The sequence below is a fragment of the Streptomyces camelliae genome (assembly GCF_027625935.1).
Lineage (GTDB): Bacteria > Actinomycetota > Actinomycetes > Streptomycetales > Streptomycetaceae > Streptomyces > Streptomyces camelliae.
Window position 1 is genome coordinate 2,645,402 of record NZ_CP115300.1, and the last position, 15,229, is coordinate 2,660,630.

At 66.8% G+C, this 15,229-nt stretch carries 15 protein-coding genes; 11 read left to right on the top strand and 4 right to left on the bottom strand.

The genetic code is table 11. From position 1 onward, the window contains the following. Positions 1–248 precede the first annotated feature (248 nt). Genes O1G22_RS11870 through O1G22_RS11880 form a run of 3 tightly spaced genes read left to right on the top strand, consistent with a single transcriptional unit; the run spans position 249 to position 3,788 of the window. Complete coding sequence (locus O1G22_RS11870; protein WP_270081330.1) at positions 249–710, top strand: hypothetical protein; 462 nt, start codon at positions 249–251, stop codon at positions 708–710. Beyond that, the gene (locus tag O1G22_RS11875; RefSeq protein ID WP_270081331.1) at positions 710–3,058 is read left to right on the top strand and encodes a hypothetical protein; all 2,349 of its coding nucleotides are present in this window, start codon (positions 710–712) and stop codon (positions 3,056–3,058) included. Before O1G22_RS11870 ends, O1G22_RS11875 begins: the two co-directional genes overlap by 1 nt. Before the next feature lie 19 nt (positions 3,059–3,077). Further along, positions 3,078–3,788, top strand: coding sequence for a hypothetical protein (locus O1G22_RS11880; protein ID WP_270081332.1), 711 nt, complete (start codon positions 3,078–3,080; stop codon positions 3,786–3,788). Between the two features lie 126 nt (positions 3,789–3,914). On the opposite strand, the gene O1G22_RS11885 is transcribed toward O1G22_RS11880, so the two are convergent. Continuing rightward, on the bottom strand, positions 3,915–4,142 hold the full coding sequence (locus O1G22_RS11885; RefSeq protein WP_270081333.1) for a GntR family transcriptional regulator: 228 nt from the start codon (positions 4,140–4,142) through the stop codon (positions 3,915–3,917). Positions 4,143–4,273: 131 nt separating this feature from the next. Here O1G22_RS11885 and O1G22_RS11890 point away from each other — a divergent pair, with 131 nt between their 5' ends. The 6 genes from O1G22_RS11890 to O1G22_RS11915 all read left to right on the top strand — a co-directional run bounded on the left by O1G22_RS11890 (position 4,274) and on the right by O1G22_RS11915 (position 9,297). Continuing rightward, complete coding sequence (locus tag O1G22_RS11890; RefSeq protein WP_270081334.1) at positions 4,274–4,576, top strand: hypothetical protein; 303 nt, start codon at positions 4,274–4,276, stop codon at positions 4,574–4,576. Between the two features lie 270 nt (positions 4,577–4,846). Beyond that, complete coding sequence (locus tag O1G22_RS11895; RefSeq protein WP_270081335.1) at positions 4,847–5,368, top strand: hypothetical protein; 522 nt, start codon at positions 4,847–4,849, stop codon at positions 5,366–5,368. A 69-nt stretch (positions 5,369–5,437) separates the two neighbouring features. Next, positions 5,438–7,738, top strand: coding sequence for a hypothetical protein (locus O1G22_RS11900; protein ID WP_270081336.1), 2,301 nt, complete (start codon positions 5,438–5,440; stop codon positions 7,736–7,738). 20 nt (positions 7,739–7,758) lie between these two features. Further along, positions 7,759–8,292: a hypothetical protein gene (locus O1G22_RS11905; protein ID WP_270081337.1), complete on the top strand. Its 534-nt coding sequence runs from the start codon at positions 7,759–7,761 to the stop codon at positions 8,290–8,292. After that, the gene (locus O1G22_RS11910) at positions 8,279–8,920 is read left to right on the top strand and encodes a hypothetical protein (RefSeq protein WP_270081338.1); all 642 of its coding nucleotides are present in this window, start codon (positions 8,279–8,281) and stop codon (positions 8,918–8,920) included. Before O1G22_RS11905 ends, O1G22_RS11910 begins: the two co-directional genes overlap by 14 nt. Before the next feature lie 149 nt (positions 8,921–9,069). Continuing rightward, complete coding sequence (locus O1G22_RS11915; protein WP_270081339.1) at positions 9,070–9,297, top strand: hypothetical protein; 228 nt, start codon at positions 9,070–9,072, stop codon at positions 9,295–9,297. Positions 9,298–9,301: 4 nt separating this feature from the next. Here O1G22_RS11915 and O1G22_RS11920 read toward each other — a convergent pair whose 3' ends face one another. The 3 genes from O1G22_RS11920 to eccB are packed head-to-tail and all read right to left on the bottom strand — an operon-like array spanning position 9,302 to position 12,680. Next, positions 9,302–9,838 (bottom strand): hypothetical protein, encoded by a 537-nt coding sequence (locus O1G22_RS11920; RefSeq protein WP_270081340.1) that lies wholly within the window; start codon positions 9,836–9,838, stop codon positions 9,302–9,304. Positions 9,839–9,894: 56 nt separating this feature from the next. Next, on the bottom strand, positions 9,895–11,142 hold the full coding sequence (gene mycP / locus O1G22_RS11925; protein ID WP_270081341.1) for a type VII secretion-associated serine protease mycosin: 1,248 nt from the start codon (positions 11,140–11,142) through the stop codon (positions 9,895–9,897). Positions 11,143–11,153: 11 nt separating this feature from the next. Next, positions 11,154–12,680, bottom strand: a complete 1,527-nt coding sequence (eccB, locus tag O1G22_RS11930) for a type VII secretion protein EccB (protein WP_270081342.1) — start codon at positions 12,678–12,680, stop codon at positions 11,154–11,156. Positions 12,681–12,877: 197 nt separating this feature from the next. Between eccB and eccE the strand changes: the two genes are divergently transcribed. Beyond that, positions 12,878–14,215 (top strand): type VII secretion protein EccE, encoded by a 1,338-nt coding sequence (gene eccE / locus O1G22_RS11935; RefSeq protein WP_270081343.1) that lies wholly within the window; start codon positions 12,878–12,880, stop codon positions 14,213–14,215. Positions 14,216–14,229: 14 nt separating this feature from the next. Then, the gene (locus O1G22_RS11940) at positions 14,230–15,000 is read left to right on the top strand and encodes a hypothetical protein (RefSeq protein ID WP_270081344.1); all 771 of its coding nucleotides are present in this window, start codon (positions 14,230–14,232) and stop codon (positions 14,998–15,000) included. Positions 15,001–15,229 lie beyond the last annotated feature (229 nt).

Below are 15,229 nucleotides of genomic sequence, written 5' to 3' on the forward strand. Positions count from 1 at the left end.
CTCTGCGACGGTTCAGTTGCAATGGTGTCCCGAAGTGACCGACTCCGGAGCCACCCAATACCGACAAGGCGGCCAATAGGGGCAGAAGCCCCTTGGTATCTGCGCAGAAACTTCACACCTGTCCGGCAGCTGAGACGCCTTGCTTGACCAACACCTGAGCTTTGCGACTCCTAAACCTGCCCCTGGGAAAGTCATCGTTAGGTTGCCAAACAGTCAACAGGTGGCAGGTGACCGGGAGGGGACCACGCATGGCGTGGGATGAGTGGGAGCAGCTCAAGACGCAGGCAGCCGAGCGCCACTCCGCCAAGATGGGACTCGATCACGTCGTGGCAGACCCGGGCGGAGGCTCCGGTGACGGCGGCCAACAGGGCGACCTACGGGTGAGCCAGCAGGACCTCGCCGCTGTCGGCAAGGCCGCCTACCAGCTTCACCAGGACTTCTCCCAGTGCAGCGACCAGGCCCGCCTGCCCTCCATGAAAGCCGCCGGCGACCTTGAGGACCAGGGTTTCGCCCTCGGCGCCGCGCTGGACCATGTCGCGGAACACTGGGTCGATCAGGTTCAGTCCCTGCTCGATGCCACGGCGCACATCTCCAACCACCTCGACTACACCAAGGGTGTGCACGCCCGCGACGACGCCTACATCGCCGGCACCATCAGCAGCATCTCCACACTCGACGCAGGCTTCGACCAGAGGACCGGGCAGGGTTGATGGACCTCGACACGCTCCGTTTCGCCAACTTCTCGAAGCTCCAGGAGGCCATTGCCGACTGGGAGCACATGACCAAGAGGCTGCTCGACCTCAAGCACGATGCCGAGCACAACCTCAAGGCCAAGGCGGACAAAGCCAACTGGGCAGGTCTCAACGCCACGGTGACACGGGAGTTCGTCGACAAGACCGCGGGCGAGTTCGAGGACGCGCACACGCAGGCGGACTCCATCACGAAGATCCTCAAGGACACCCACGGTGAACTCGTCGGCTACCACAACCAACTGAACGCGACCCTCGAACGCGAGCCGAACAATCACCTCACGGTCATCGACACCGGACACGGCACCTTCACGGTCACCGGCAGCACCCGCCCCGACTGGGCCTCCGACCCGAGCGGCAAGACGAGCGCGTACAGCCAGAAGGACATCGACGGCCTCCGCGACGACATCCAGCGCATCCTGAGCAAGGCCACCGAGAGCGACAACAGCGCCGCCAAGTTACTGAGGCTCCTCGTCGACCAGGCCAAGTACGGCTTCTCCGACGCCCACTACACGGATCGTGACTCCGCGGCCAAGGCCGTCGAGGAAGCCGACAAGGTGGCGAAGATCCTCAAGAAGGATCCGAGCGAGGTCAGCGACACCGAACTGAACGAGCTGAACTCCGTCCTCGCCCAGTACAAGAACGACCCGCTCTTCGCCGAGCGGTTCGCCACCGACGTCGGCCCGAAGCGCACACTTGAGTTCTACTCCGGGATCGTCGACGACTCCCAGTTCGCGGTCAATCCGCGCTCGGGGCACGGCCTTACGGATGCCCAGCAGAAGCGTATGCAACTGGCTGAAGGCTTGGAGAAGCCGCTCGGCATGACACTGGCCACGGCCAGCCACTCCGACAGCAGCGCGATGCAGTCCTGGAAGAGCCAGGTCATCAACCTGGGCGGCACGGATCTACGCCCCGATGGCGAGAACCCCGTCTACGGCTTCCAGGTGATGAGCAACCTCATGCGCAACGGGGAGTACAAAACAGACTTCCTCCATGACTACGGCAATCACCTCATCGCCTACGAGAAGTCGCACACCTCTGACGAGTACGGCGGCCTGCAGCACCGCGTCACCCGTAAGGGCGTCCTTCCGTGGGACCGCTCGGGAGGATGGGAGCAGCTGCACTACGGCGACACGAACGATGCCGGCCGCGATCCGATGACCGGGTTCATGGAGGCACTGGGCCACAACTCGGAGGCCTCGACCCAGTTCTTCAACGAGGGCGACCACTTCAAGTACCTTGCCGAGCAGCGCGATTGGCCCCAGGATTTCGCCGGAGACCACGCGAAGACCATCGCCGGGTACGACTCGCTCGGTCACGCGCTGGAGTCGGCGACCACGGGGGCGCCGTACGACGCTCATCCGCCGCAGTTGCACCGGGACCTGGACACTGCCAAGGTCGCGGAGAAGGTGGTGCACCTCTACGGGCAACCCGCCGAGGGGAATGACAAGGAGCGGACCCAGCTCAGTGGCGCCGAGCTCATGAAGAAGCAGGACGGCATCCAGGACAGCCTCAGCCGTATCGGCTCGGCGTACATCGACGACCTCAACTGGTCGATGGATGACGACGACAAGCGTTCCGTGTTCGCTCAGGACGGCACTGGGCGCTCGATGGGCGAACGTGCGCACCTCCAGGCGTCCGACACTCGGGGCTTCCTCGGCACTTTGGGTCAGGATCCGAAGGCGTACGCGCAGATCGGGGCTGCGCAGCAGGTGTACACGACGTCAGTACTGGACGCCCATCAGCCGACCGTCGACTCCCATGGTGTGGTGCATTCGGCCGCGGCTGAAACGGCCGTACGGACCGGTGCCGAGGTTCAGGGCATCATCGACCAGTCGCGCGCTGACCAGTCGACCGCGGAGGGCGCTGCCAAGGAAGCGGCCTACAACGCGGCCGTGGACCAGCGCATCGGACGTCAGAAGGAAATCGCCGGAGCCCTCGTGGGCGGAGCCTTCTCCCTCATCCCGGAACCGGAGAGTGGGCTGGCCTCGACCATCGTGCCCATCGCGACCGAGAACACCCAGGATCAGATCACGAGCCACATCGAGGAGAACCTGGACAAGTACGGCGAGAGTCAGCACCGTCAACTCGCCGACGTACGACAGGGAGACCGCAAGGCCATCTACGACGCCGGCTTCACCTCGTCCTGGGAGCCGGGGCGCCATGCGCTGGAGAGGCTGAACGGCAGCACGTGGCACGGAGACGCCTACTACCAGGTCAGGGAGAACCTCAAGAACGCGCAGGCGACCGGCTACACCGCCGGTAGCAACGCACAGCAAGAAGCCGGGAACCTCCCGGTGACGGAATGAAACGGATCGATGGGCCCGCATGGTGAACTACAGGCTTCCCGCCCACCGCACCCTCGCGGCGGTTCTCGGCACACTCTGCGCCCTGGCCCTGGCCGGCTGCTCGCACGACGACTCATGGCAGCCGCAGCAACGGGCCACGGCGACCTCCGTGTGCGACGGCGCCTTCGACAGGCAGGCAGCGCAGGCGCTCACGTCATTGAGTGGCGCGACGCGATTCCGCGAGGTCAAGCAGAAGTCGGTCAGCGGGACCTTCGATCAGCTGATCAAGGACCTCAAGGCGATGCAAGGCGCCTCGGATGCCGATCTCGGTAAGAACCTGTGCCAGTTCTCCGCTGTGAACCAGAAGAAGAGCACGCCCGTCCAAGTGCACTTCGGCTGGGTTCCCGCCGACCATGATTCGCCTGGCGCCACCACATCATCGAGAACAGCCACTGCATACACCTTCGCGCGCTACACGAAGTCCACCGACAACTACGCCTGGATCACCTTCGCGTGTACACCGAACTGGGGTGACCAGGACTCCGCTCGGTCCGGCTATCTCACCGCGACAGTCAATACGTACCCACCCGACACGACCGACTCCGCCATGTCGAAGTCGTACAGGGATGCCAATATCCGCATGGCCTATTCTGCCTCTGCCAAAGCTGCCGGAAAGTTCGGCTGCTTCAAGGAGAGCGGTCTGCCGAAGACGCTCGGCCAGTTGAAGGCGCGACCGATCGCAGCTGGCTGAACTAGCACCAAAAGCATCCCCATTACAGCCTACGGCCATGGACGAGTGCTTCTCCCGCACCGCCCTGTCTGCACCTCGAACTGACCACGGCGCCCAGCAGGTACCCGGTGCAGGTCCCTGCCCATTTCACTTCTCCGCGACGAACGAACCTTGGCCCAGGACGGTGTAGAGCCTGCCCTCTTCACGTAGGGCGGCCACGGCCTTCTGGATCGTGGACGGGGCAACGTCCAGCTCTGTCGCAAGATCCACGACAGCGGGGAACCGCGCCCCCGGAACGTACGCGCCGGCGTCGATACGGCGGCGCAGTTCGTCCGCGACCTGAGGCCATACAGGCTTGCTGCGGTCAAGATCCATACCACCGAGGATGCGCGTAGTCTCGGATTCTCGCGACCGCGAATACGCGTATACGCGTATGCTCGGAGTCGCGTACCCTGGCCGACGCAAACGGCCAAGGGTGCGGCCAACGCCTACCGAGGAGGACGACAGTGAGCCAGACCAGCTACCTTCGCCTACTGCCCTGGACTGGTCCGGAAGGCAAGCCCGCACATCTCGTCACAGACGGCACGCCCAGCCCGCTGGCCCTACTGGCGGACAGCGTGGAGCTCCAGCAGATGGAGACAGCCGCCGTCATCCTGGGCCTCGCGCAGCCGATGGTCACAACCGAGGCGAGTCTCACCACCGGCCAACTTCGGTTCATCATCCGCCGCCTCATCGAGTCGCTGACGGACGTACTCAACATCGCCGAGAGCCGAGGCCGGCGCATCCCTCCATATGACAGCGAGCAGTAGCCGGTCCAGACGCGAGCCCCGACAGGAGACCACGCAGAGCTGTGGCCTGGCGCCACGCCCGCCAGGCCACAGAAGGCTCAGCTCCCGCCTCTGCAGTCATCCCTCGCTGACGTCTCCTTAGAACCTTCACGTCCGACAAACATCGCACAACGGACGTGACGCAAATTTTCCATTGCCCTGGTTGCTAATTTGACCGGACACCGGAGTGCCGACATAGTGCTGGCCTCGACGCAATCGGCAAGCGCCGGGCACGGGGGAAAGGGTTCACGCATGGCATGGGACGAGTGGGAGCAGCTCAAAGCGCAGGCCGCGGCGGGGCAGTCGGCGCACATGCAGCTCAACCATGTGGAGGGCGGCGGAGGGACCTACGGCCCGTACGTCGTCCCTAGCAAGACCGGTGACCTCAAAGTGGGACACGACGATCTGGTCAAGATCGGCTCAGCCGCCCATCACCTCTACGACCAGCTCTGGGACAAGGCCCGCGTCGCAATTCCCAGCAGCGATTCCGCGGCAGGCGACCTCTCCAAGCAGGGCTTCGCGGTCGGTGCTGGGCTGCAGCATGTGTCGGACCGCTGGGAGGAACAGCTCAAGACCCTGATGGACGCCTGTGCGCAGATCTCGAACCACATGCAGACCACGAAGGCCGTGCATGCGAATGACGAGAACTACATCCAGCGGCAGATGAGCAGCATCGATGTCCTGGACGCCGGGTTCGACGAACGCGTGGGGGCTCCAGGCGACAAGAACCACTACGGGCAGGAAGACGAGGGCAAGCCCAAGAAGAAGGAGTAGCGACGTCGATCTGTCGACAACGCACATCGACCACCTTGACCGGCATCGCTACTCCTGGGACGACATCCGATGGACTTCAGCGCTCTGTTCCACGCCAACTTCAAGCTGTTCGACGACGCGGTCACCGACTGGTCGACGCTCATCAAGCACCTCGAAGAACTGAAGAGGGACGCCGAGGACGGTCTGCATCAGGCCGCCAACAAGGCCGACTGGGCCGGTGTGAACGCGCAGGTCTCCAAACAGTTCATCGGCAAGGCGGCAGGCGAGTTCGGTGATGCGCACACGCAGGCGACCACCATCCACAACATCTTGCGCGACACCCGGGACGAGCTGAAGAGCTACCACGCCCAGCTCACCGAAGCGGTCTCCCGCGGGCAACAGAAGGGCATGACCGTCACTAATGGCGGTCAGGGCAGCTTCACCGTCACCAGCAGCACACGCCCCGACTGGGCCTCCGACCCGAGCGGCAACACCAGCGCCGTCAGTCAGAAGGACGTCGACGACCTTCGCAATGAGATCCAGGGCATCCTGAGCAAGGCCACCGAGAGCGACAACTCGGCGAAGACGGTGCTCACGGCGATCGCGGACCAAAGCCGACTGGGCTTCTCCGACGCCGCGTACAAGGACCGGGACGCTGCCGCAGACGCGGTCAAACAGGCAGACGAACTGGCGAAGCTCGCGAAGAAGGATCCGGACGACCTGTCGTTGGCTGACTTCGACCGGCTCAACGCCGGGCTGAAGAAGTACCACGACGACCCGCTCTTCTCCGAGCGCTTCGCAACGGATCTCGGCCCGGAGAAGACACTGTCGTTCTGGGCCAACGTCAGCGACCCAGCCGTCACACCCGACCTCACCCGGGAACGCCGCAAGCAACTCGGCGAGTTGCAGCAGAACCTCGGCCTCACCCTCGCCACCGCCAGCCAGAGCGACACCGGCGCCATGACCGAGTGGAAGCGCCACATGATCGACATCGGCGACCAGCCGGTCCATGGCAAGCGCGGCAACATTCTCGGTTTCCAGGTCATGAGCAACCTGATGCGAGCCGGGGACTACGACGACGACTTCATGAAGCAGTACGGGAAGAGCCTCATGGAGACAGAGCGGAAGTTCACAGGCGATGGCAAGCACGCGGCTTGGCAGCGGCTCGGGTTCGATCCATACCTCAACCACATGCCGGGCGACTCGGGCTGGGACCCGATGTCCGGCTACCTCAAGGGCCTGTCCAACAACCCCGACGCGGCCACCGACTTCTTCAATGACGACTTCATCCCGAAGGACGGGGACCACAAGCAGGCCGTCTCCAACTTCAAGTACCTCTTCGAGGACCGTCACTGGCCGCACGAGAGCAACAGCGACCTCAGCCGGGGCGAGAGCAACGACGGACGCGACAACCTGGCGGCGGCCCTCGAAGCTGCCACCACCGGACACCCCGCGGGCGAGCTGCCGACGGATGACACGCCGGCGCACAATCCGGGTCAGGCCAAGCTGTTCGAGAGCATCGTGTCATCGATCTCGGATGACAACGAGCGCCTCACCGATCACAGTTACATGTCTGACAGCATCGGGCAGATCGCTTCCGAGTATCTCCCCGACATCGATCGCGCGACGACCGATGTGCACCCACCGACGGACAAGGCTGACGAAGACGACCAGGCCGCATGGGATCGCATTCAGAAGCTCTACCCCGTCCAGGGCACACCGGCCGAGCTGGACCACCGCGAGATTTCCAGGTTCCTCTTTGCCGTGGGCCAGGATCCGAACGGTTACGCGGCGGTCGAAGTTGGCCAGAAGAACTACATGGGAAAACTGCTGGAATACCATCTGAACCCGGATTTGCCTGAGGGTCAGCGCCCGAATCACGATCTGGAACTCACCGTCCGGGAGATCGCACGTCACTCGGGTCAGGTTTCAGGAACATTGGCCATGGGGCGGAACGAAGCAGTCGCTGGTCCTGCCGATTTGAAAGACAAGGACTTCGACCACTCTGTAGCCCAGTGGAAGAACTTCTTGTCCGGAACCGTCGGGACCGGAGTCGGCGTCGGCACGTCCTTCATTGCATCTCCGGCAGTGGGCGCCGGTGTCGGCGGCGCTGCCGGAACCGCGACCAGCATGATGCTGGAAGAACTGTTCAAAGACGCTGAGGGGAGCGCCAAGGACGACGCCGGGGGCAAGATGGGCGAGAACTGGCAGAACGGCAATGAGAACAACATCAAGTACACCCGCAAGGCGGCTTTCGACGCGGCGAAGGCCTACCATCTCGCGAATCATGGCGACGTAGCCACCTGGGCAGAGGAATCCTCCTCTCAAGGGTTCCAGGAGGGTGGCGGCTATATGGAGCGTGTTGGACCCGAGCTCGTAACGGACATCTGACACTTCGTTCAATATGGTCAATGGAGGATTGGATGGCTCGACGATTTACAGCAGCCACCTCGTTGTTTGTGATGTTCGGCATGATGGTCGGCTGCTCGACATCCGATGAGAAGAAAGAGTACGACGTTCCACGGGCGCTGTGCGGTATCTCGGTGAGCCCTGATCTGGTCGATCCTTTCCTTCCTCCGGGCAAGAAGCTCAAGGTTCTGGATACGCGTCCGGTGCCCACTAGGAAAATCTGTCGACTGGACGTCGACGGCAAGTGGGCCCTGATGGCCAACCTTGAGTGGTGGGCTGACGACGTGTCGATCTCGACGGTGGCGGGCGCCAATCCTCAACTGGGTTCCGCCAAGCCGTCCGATAACGAAGCCTACTTCTCCAGCGGGACGGGCGCCGTGGTGCAGGTCACGGGCTGCAAGAATCCCGAACACAAGGGGCAGTTGCTTTACACGTCGTTGCGGGTCCGTGACTCGGGCCTCGCAGACACCACTGCCATGAAGAAGCTGGCCACCATCTTCACCAAGGCCGTTGGGAAATCGGATGAATGCTCGTAGGGCGGCTGCGGCCGTCTGCGCCGCCCTGACCTTGGTGAGTGCTTGCGGTGGGCATGCCGAAGCCACCACGCCGCTCACCGCTAGCCAGGCCAAGACGGTGCTCCCCGATGCCCGGGCCCTCCCCGGATGGAAGGTCTCGATCGAGCCGGTTGCCTACACCTTGAAGGAGGCTCGGTCGGTGGGGGCTGCCCGTTGTGAGAGAATGGTTGCGCGGAATTCCTGCGTGGGAGTGCAGAACACCGGGACATCAGCCTTCTCTCGTACGGGGCAGCCGCTTGTTTACTTCCTCGTGCAGACCTATCAGGACGAGGCTTCGGCGAAGTCGGCGTATGGGACCGTGTGGAAGTCCTGGAAACAGGAGGTCCCGGAATCACGTGTCTTGTGGAATGGCAAAATCCGCGAGGAGAGCGATGCCCTGGTCGGTTCGACCACGTCGATGGTGAAGGGCTCAAAGGGGCTACTGATCCAGGTGCGTGTCGGCAGCGTCATCATGGTGTCCATGGCTGAAGCCGGCGCGCAGGTCGACATGGCAGATTCGTACCTTGATCGGTTTGCGGACGCTTTCGCCAAGCGGGCCGAAGAGGTGCAGGAAGGCACAACACCGTCGGCAGGTCTGATGGAGAACTAATCGGCTTTCGTTTGTCGGCGGAGTGATACTCATGCTCGTCCTGCTGGCCGGGCTGGCTCTTGTCTTCGGTATTAACCCCTTCGACACGTGCCATCAGAGCGAGCGATGCATGCAAGACCCTGGGAAAGCCGTCCCGTAGTGTCGCCGCCTTGGAGCGCATCCTGCCCGGTGAGTCCTCCTACTCGTTCGATGACGACTTGACGGACCTGCGCCTCGACGAAACGGATGACACCTACGAGAGCTCCTGCTTTGTCTCCGGTGGTGGGAAGCAGCTCTTGGTGGCCACGGCGGAAATGGCGGAGTACGACTGTCGGCACCTGAGTGTGGTCGTGGAGCTCGAACAGCAAGGCAATGCCCCCTCCCGGCTGTCTTCGTGAGCGTTCAGCACTCCCCCTCCGCACTGGTCACCCTGAACACATACTTCCGTTGCGTGCTGGAGCCGCCGGCGATGCTCGGGGCCTCGTAGTCGCCGGACTTGTCGCGGAGTGCCTTGACGCGGATGCAGAAGGACGCGTCCGTTCCGTCGGCTGTGATGGTGTAGTGGGACTCGTTCGAGGCTCCGGAGCCGGTGGGGGTGGCGTCTATCGCGGAGCGGGGGGCGTGGCTGCCGGTGTGTTCGGCGATGGCGTCCTCGATGGTCACCGCGTAACCGGCGCTGAGCTCCGCGGCCTCGTCCTCGTACGGGCTGTACGTGGAGTCGCCGTCCAGGTCGTCCGTGGCGCTGCGGACGGCGCTGGTCAGTTCGGCGCTGCTCCACTGCCCGTCGGCGGACATGTGCGCGCCCTGGAAGCCGTAGTAGATGCCTATCGCCGCCATACCGAGCAGCAGCGCGCGGGCGATGACGAAGTCCGTGTTCGAGACGGGCGGGGCCGAGGGGTTCAGAGTCTCGCGCCAGGAGCGGACCCGGTCCGACTTCACTCAGGACATCAGGATCAGGACGGCGGATCCGATGAAGAGCAGGACCGTCAGCGATTTCATGCCCGTCCCTCCAGCGCACGGCGCCTGCGGCGGGCGTCGCGCAGGGCCACTGCTCCTCCGCTCAGGCCCGCCACCAGGACGGCCGCGCCCACGGCGACGTACGTGGCGTAGCGGGCGGTGCGCTGCTGCGGGGTTTCGCCGAGGGTGAGTTTGGCGGGGGTGGGGGCCTCCACATGGGTGAGGCCGTTGTCGGGCTGGGGGGACTCGATCGGGTGGTCGTCCTCCGTCAGCGCGCGGACCGGGTCCACCACGCCCCAGCCGACCAGGCGGTCGTGGCCGGCGATGGAGCGCTCTGCCGTCTGCTCGATCTGGGCCACGATCTCGCCCGGCGTCCAGTTGCGGTGCTTGGCCTTGATCAGGGCGGCCACACCGGCCACGTACGGGGCGGAGAAACTTGTGCCGTTGTCCGAGCAGTGGCCGCCCTTCGGGACCGTCGAGATCATGTCGACGCCGGGGGCGGCGACTCCGACGAAATCACCTGACTGGGAGAAGGCCGCCCGTTCGTTGTTGCGGTCGGAGGCCGCGACGGCCAGGACTCCGTCGTAGGAGGCGGGGTACGTCTTCTTGACGTTGCCGCCCAGGCCGTCGTTGCCCGCCGAGGCGACCACGACGATCCCGGCGGTCAGCGCCTCGTTGATCGCCCGGTGCAGGTCGTTGTCCTCCGAGATGGCCTTCGTCGTGTCCTGCGAGATGTTGATGACGTCGGCCTTGACCTGGATCGCGCGGCGGATGGCGGTGGCCAGGGTGGCGGCCGTGCCGTGGCCCTCGGCGTCGTTCTGCTTGATCGGGATGATCGTGGCCTCGGGGGCGAGGCCGACGAAGCCCGTGCCCTTCATGGGGCGGGCGGCGATGATGCCGGCCACGCGGGTGCCGTGGCCGACCGTGTCGGTCGTGCCGTCGGGCTTGCCGACGTCGAGCTTGTTGCCTTTGTCGTCCTTCGCGGGGAGGTAGTTCGCGCCCAGCGACGCGTCCACCGCGTGGGTGAGCTGCGGATTGCTCGTGTCGACGCCGGTGTCGATCACGGCCACCTTCACGCCCTTGCCCTTGGACTGGCTCCACAGTTCGTCGAGGTTGACGCGCTGCAGGGCCCAGGGCGTGCCGGTGTACTTGTGATTGGTGCTGGAGAAGGTGCACTGGTCGGAGCCCGAGTCGTCCGCCGTGGCGGGCGGGGCCGCCAGGAGGGTCGCGGTGAGGGCGAGTGCTGCCGCCAGGGGCGTACGGGTGCGCAGGGTGCTGCTGGGCATCGGGCGGCCTCTCACGATCCCTGCGGCTGGCGTGCCGCCGCCGTCGACAGGCGGGGGCCGGTCGGCAGGAACTCCGACCAGGCCGCGGGGACGGGGGCCGGGTTCACACCGGCGTAGCCGAGGCGGGTCTGCGCCAGCTTGGCCTCCTGCTGGAGCTGCTGACGCTGCTTGGGTGTGATGCCGATGCCCTTGTCGTCGGTGGCGCTGTCGTCGTTGGACTGCAGGGCGTACCGCAGGCCGGTGTCGGTGACCAGGAAGACCGAGCCGGCGCCGGTCTCGCTGCCCTGGAACTGGCGGTAGAGCTGGCCGGAGCCCGCGGTGACGTACGCGCTGGAGGAGCCGGTGGGCAGGGCCGCCGGGAAGTCCTTGCCCGCCCAGGTGCTCAGGGTGGTGGCGCCGTTGTCGGGGTCGACGTGGTTCAGGACCGTGCAGACCGTGTTGCGGCTGCCGTCGGCGGTGGCGGCGTCGTTGACCGCGGTGGGCCGCTCGGTCGGCCACTTGTGGTCGGCGGCGAACGGCTTGTCCCGGGTGATGGCGCCCGCGCTGACCTCCTCGGCGTGCCCGGCCTGGCCGAGCTTCACGAGGTCCTTGCTGGCCAGCAGGAGCTGGGCGACGAAGTCGGAGACGGGCGCGACCCGGCCGGGCAGCACCACGAAGTACTGCTCCTGTCCGTTGACCGGCGCTCTGAGGACCATGCCGACCTTGTTGGCCTGCCCCAGCTGGCCGGGGGCGTTCGCCGGGGCGCCCGCGACACCGGGGACCGACGGGAAGCTGATCGGGTCGCCCTGGTGCAGGGTCGCGATCCATTCCTTGGTCACCTGCTGCGGCTGGCGGTCCGCGCCCACGAGGGTCTGCACCAGGAGGGGGTCGGTGGCGTCCACCGGGTATGCCGTGCCCTGCGCGTCGACCACGTACTGCTTCTTGTCCGTCGGGGTGGTGACGTAGAGGAGTTCGCCGTCGTGCAGCTTCTCCGGCCCCTCGGTCAGTTTCAGATCGCGTTTGGCGAGGACGAACGCGGCCTTCTGGATGGAGCTGCCGCTGCCGCTCGGGCGTTCGCAGACGGCCCATTCCTTCGCCGCGCCGGCTTCCTGGTCGGAGGGCAGCCGGTCGGGGGCGTAGGGGATGCCGATGGTGACGCCGTGCGGGATCTTGCCGTTGTCGAGGATCGACTCGTCGACGGTGACGACGTCCACGTTGTCCTGGGTGTCGAGGACCAGCTTCGCGGAGGCCATGTTGAGGACGGGGTGGAGCTGGACCTTGCCGTCGGTCTTCAGCACGACGTACCGGGTCGTGGACTTGCTGGCGATGATCACCTTCTGTCCCGGTGTGTCCCAGCCCTGCGGAGCCGTCGGCTTGAACATGCCCCAGGCGCCGAAGGCCGCGAGGACGACGGCACCGACGACGGCACCCGGCAGGATGGCGCGCAGCGGCCGCGGCGCCCCCTCGTCGGAGGCATCCGGTGACGACTGCACGAACGACGCGAGCATGCGGCGCTTCGCGAAGGTGTAGGCGTTGAGTTGGTCCCGCCGAGATGCCATCTGTGCCTGTTTCTCCCCGTGTCTCACGCGGAGCGCGCCCGGGGACCACGCTCCCCCGCCCTCCGTTGTCGGACCCGGCCCCTACTATGCCTGGTACGGAGCGAGTCTGGTGGAGCGGGTAGGGTACCTGGGCCCTCAAGGCCCTTGTTGAGCGGCCTGGTTCCAGCGAGTTGTGAGCAAATCGGGGGGATGGAGTGGTGGCTTCCGGAACGCGGACGCGAGCGCGCGGCCGGTCGGCGGCACGAGGTCGCGCGGCCGGGGCGGCGACGCCGCCGCGCGGGGCGTCCGACCGGCGCGGTGCGGACCGGCAGGCGGTCACGTTCAGCCTCAGGCCCCGGCCGGGCCAGGCCGGTGCGTTCCGTTTGCAACGGCTCGTGCTGGTGGAGCTGGCTGCGGCGGCTCTGGTCGTCGGCCTGGCCATCGGGATGGTGGCGCTGGTGCCGGCCGCCGTCGTGGCCCTGGTGCTGGTCCTGCTGGCCTTCGTACGGCGGCGGGGCCGCTCCCTGCCCGAGTGGCTCGCCACGGCACGGGAGCTGCGGGCCCGTCAGAAGCGGGCGGCGAGCACCCCGATACCGCCGGGCACGGAGCCGGGACTGGTGCCCGCCGTGGAGTGCGAGCCGACCCTGCGCACCTACTCCTACGGCGCGCGTGACCGGCGGCCGGTCGGCGTCGTCGGGGACGGCACGTTCGTCACGGCCGTGCTCCAGGTGGAGGCCGACGCGACCGCGCTGCGGGCCGAGCGCAGCCGGCAGCCGCTGCCGGTCGCGCTGGTCCGGGACGCGCTGGAGGTAGACGGGATCCGGCTGGAGTCGGCCCAGATCGTGCTGCACACCCAGCCCGCGCCCGCGCTGCATCTGCCCCAGCAGTCCGTCGCCGTCGCCAACTACCTGCCGTTGCAGGAGCAGACGGGCGCCCCGGCCGTCCGCATCACCTGGATCGCGCTGAAGCTCGATCCCGAGAGGTGCGCGGAGGCCGTGGCGGCGCGGGGCGGCGGGCTGGTCGGCGCGCAGAAGTGCGTCGTGCGCGCCGCGGACCATCTGGCGAGCCGCCTCACCGGCGCCGGTTTCCGGGCACGGGTGCTCGACGAGGAGGAGCTGGTCGCCGCGCTCGCCACGTCGGCCTGCGCCAACCCGCTGGTCACCGCCGAGGCGGGGCGCAGCGAGACCCGGGAGCGGCGCACGGAGGAGTCCGGGCGCAGCTGGCGCTGCGACAACCGGCGGCACACCACGTACTGGGTCCGGCGCTGGCCCCAACTGGGCGGCGGCAGCAGCGAGTCGCTGCCGCACTTCGTCGCCCGGGTCACGGCGATACCGGCCCTGGCGACCACCTTCAGTCTCACCCTCGCGCACGGGGAGCGGCAGGAGGTGTCCCTGTCCGGGCATCTGCGGGTGACCGGGCGCAGCGACGACGAACTCGTGGCGGCGCGGCGCGCTCTGGAGGCCGCGGCCCGGCAGTCCGGGGCCGGCCTCACCCGCCTCGACCGTGAGCAACTGCCCGGCATGCTGGCCACGCTGCCCCTCGGAGGTGCGCGGTGACGACGATTCCGACGATGTCCGCGAGGCCGGGTGGCACGAGCGCCGGTGCGCCGGCGGCGTCCGGTCCGCGCCGGGCGGTCGAGCTGCTGCGGCACGGCCTGGGTCTGATCGGCCCCCGGCACGGCCGGCACGGGCTGCCGGTGCAGCAACTGGACGCGCTCGCCCTGCCGATCGGGGACGACGGCGTGGTGGCCGGGGTCGACGCCGAGGGCCAGCCCGCCGTCCTGGGCATCAACCGGCCCACGCCGTACGACGTCGTGCTGATCGGCGGCCTGTGGACGGCCCAGGTGCTGGCGCTGCGCTCGGCGGCCACCGGTGCCCGGGTCGCGGTGGAGACCGGCCGCCCGCAGGCGTGGATGCAGATGGTGCACGCCATGGGCGGCGGGCAGAACGGCCTGTCCGTGTACGACGTCGGGCGGGTGCCGCCGCAGGGTGCCTCGGCCGGCACGCCCGTCCTGGTGGTGCGGGACTGCGGTATGCGGCCGCCGCGCGGACGCGTGGTGGCCGGGCCCTGGCAGTCGGTGCTCACGCTGCTGCCGTATCTCAGCCCGGTCGCGCCCCGGCTGCTGCGGCAGGCGCGGCTCGCCGGCATCCAGCGGGTCTCGCCGGACGAGGCCGCCGAACTGGGGCGCACCATGGGTCTCACGCGCACCGAGGTGGAGTCGCTGCCGGCGCTGCCCGACGGCGTCACTCTGTGGTGCACCGACCGTGACCGGCAGTACGTCCTGACCCAACCGACCGACGCCGAGATCGGATTGTTGGGCACACCACGCCGGATGGACTGAACTACCCCTGTCCGTCCCTTTTGTTCGCGATCCTCGCGTTCCCTGTTCGTCACATGTCTGCCGTTTGTTCCCCGTTTCCCCCGGCAAGGCGCAAGGCCGGCGGGGTACTTCGGGGCACGCCGGCACCCGGTGCGCGCCGGCCGAGAGACGGGCGGGCCTGCCGAGGTACGGCTCGTGGTGATTAGGCTGGGAGCGGGCGCGATGGCAGGACCCGTGCAACGGGCGTCGG

Excerpts from the sequence above, each read along its gene's own strand:
- O1G22_RS11870 (WP_270081330.1), top strand. The coding sequence starts at position 249 with ATGGCGTGGGATGAGTGGGAGCAGCTCAAGACGCAGGCAGCCGAGCGC.
- O1G22_RS11875 (WP_270081331.1), top strand. The coding sequence starts at position 710 with ATGGACCTCGACACGCTCCGTTTCGCCAACTTCTCGAAGCTCCAGGAG.
- O1G22_RS11880 (WP_270081332.1), top strand. The coding sequence starts at position 3,078 with ATGGTGAACTACAGGCTTCCCGCCCACCGCACCCTCGCGGCGGTTCTC.
- O1G22_RS11885 (WP_270081333.1), bottom strand. The coding sequence starts at position 4,142 with ATGGATCTTGACCGCAGCAAGCCTGTATGGCCTCAGGTCGCGGACGAA.
- O1G22_RS11895 (WP_270081335.1), top strand. The coding sequence starts at position 4,847 with ATGGCATGGGACGAGTGGGAGCAGCTCAAAGCGCAGGCCGCGGCGGGG.
- O1G22_RS11900 (WP_270081336.1), top strand. The coding sequence starts at position 5,438 with ATGGACTTCAGCGCTCTGTTCCACGCCAACTTCAAGCTGTTCGACGAC.
- O1G22_RS11905 (WP_270081337.1), top strand. The coding sequence starts at position 7,759 with ATGGAGGATTGGATGGCTCGACGATTTACAGCAGCCACCTCGTTGTTT.
- O1G22_RS11910 (WP_270081338.1), top strand. The coding sequence starts at position 8,279 with ATGAATGCTCGTAGGGCGGCTGCGGCCGTCTGCGCCGCCCTGACCTTG.
- mycP (WP_270081341.1), bottom strand. The coding sequence starts at position 11,142 with ATGCCCAGCAGCACCCTGCGCACCCGTACGCCCCTGGCGGCAGCACTC.
- eccB (WP_270081342.1), bottom strand. The coding sequence starts at position 12,680 with ATGGCATCTCGGCGGGACCAACTCAACGCCTACACCTTCGCGAAGCGC.
- O1G22_RS11940 (WP_270081344.1), top strand. The coding sequence starts at position 14,230 with ATGTCCGCGAGGCCGGGTGGCACGAGCGCCGGTGCGCCGGCGGCGTCC.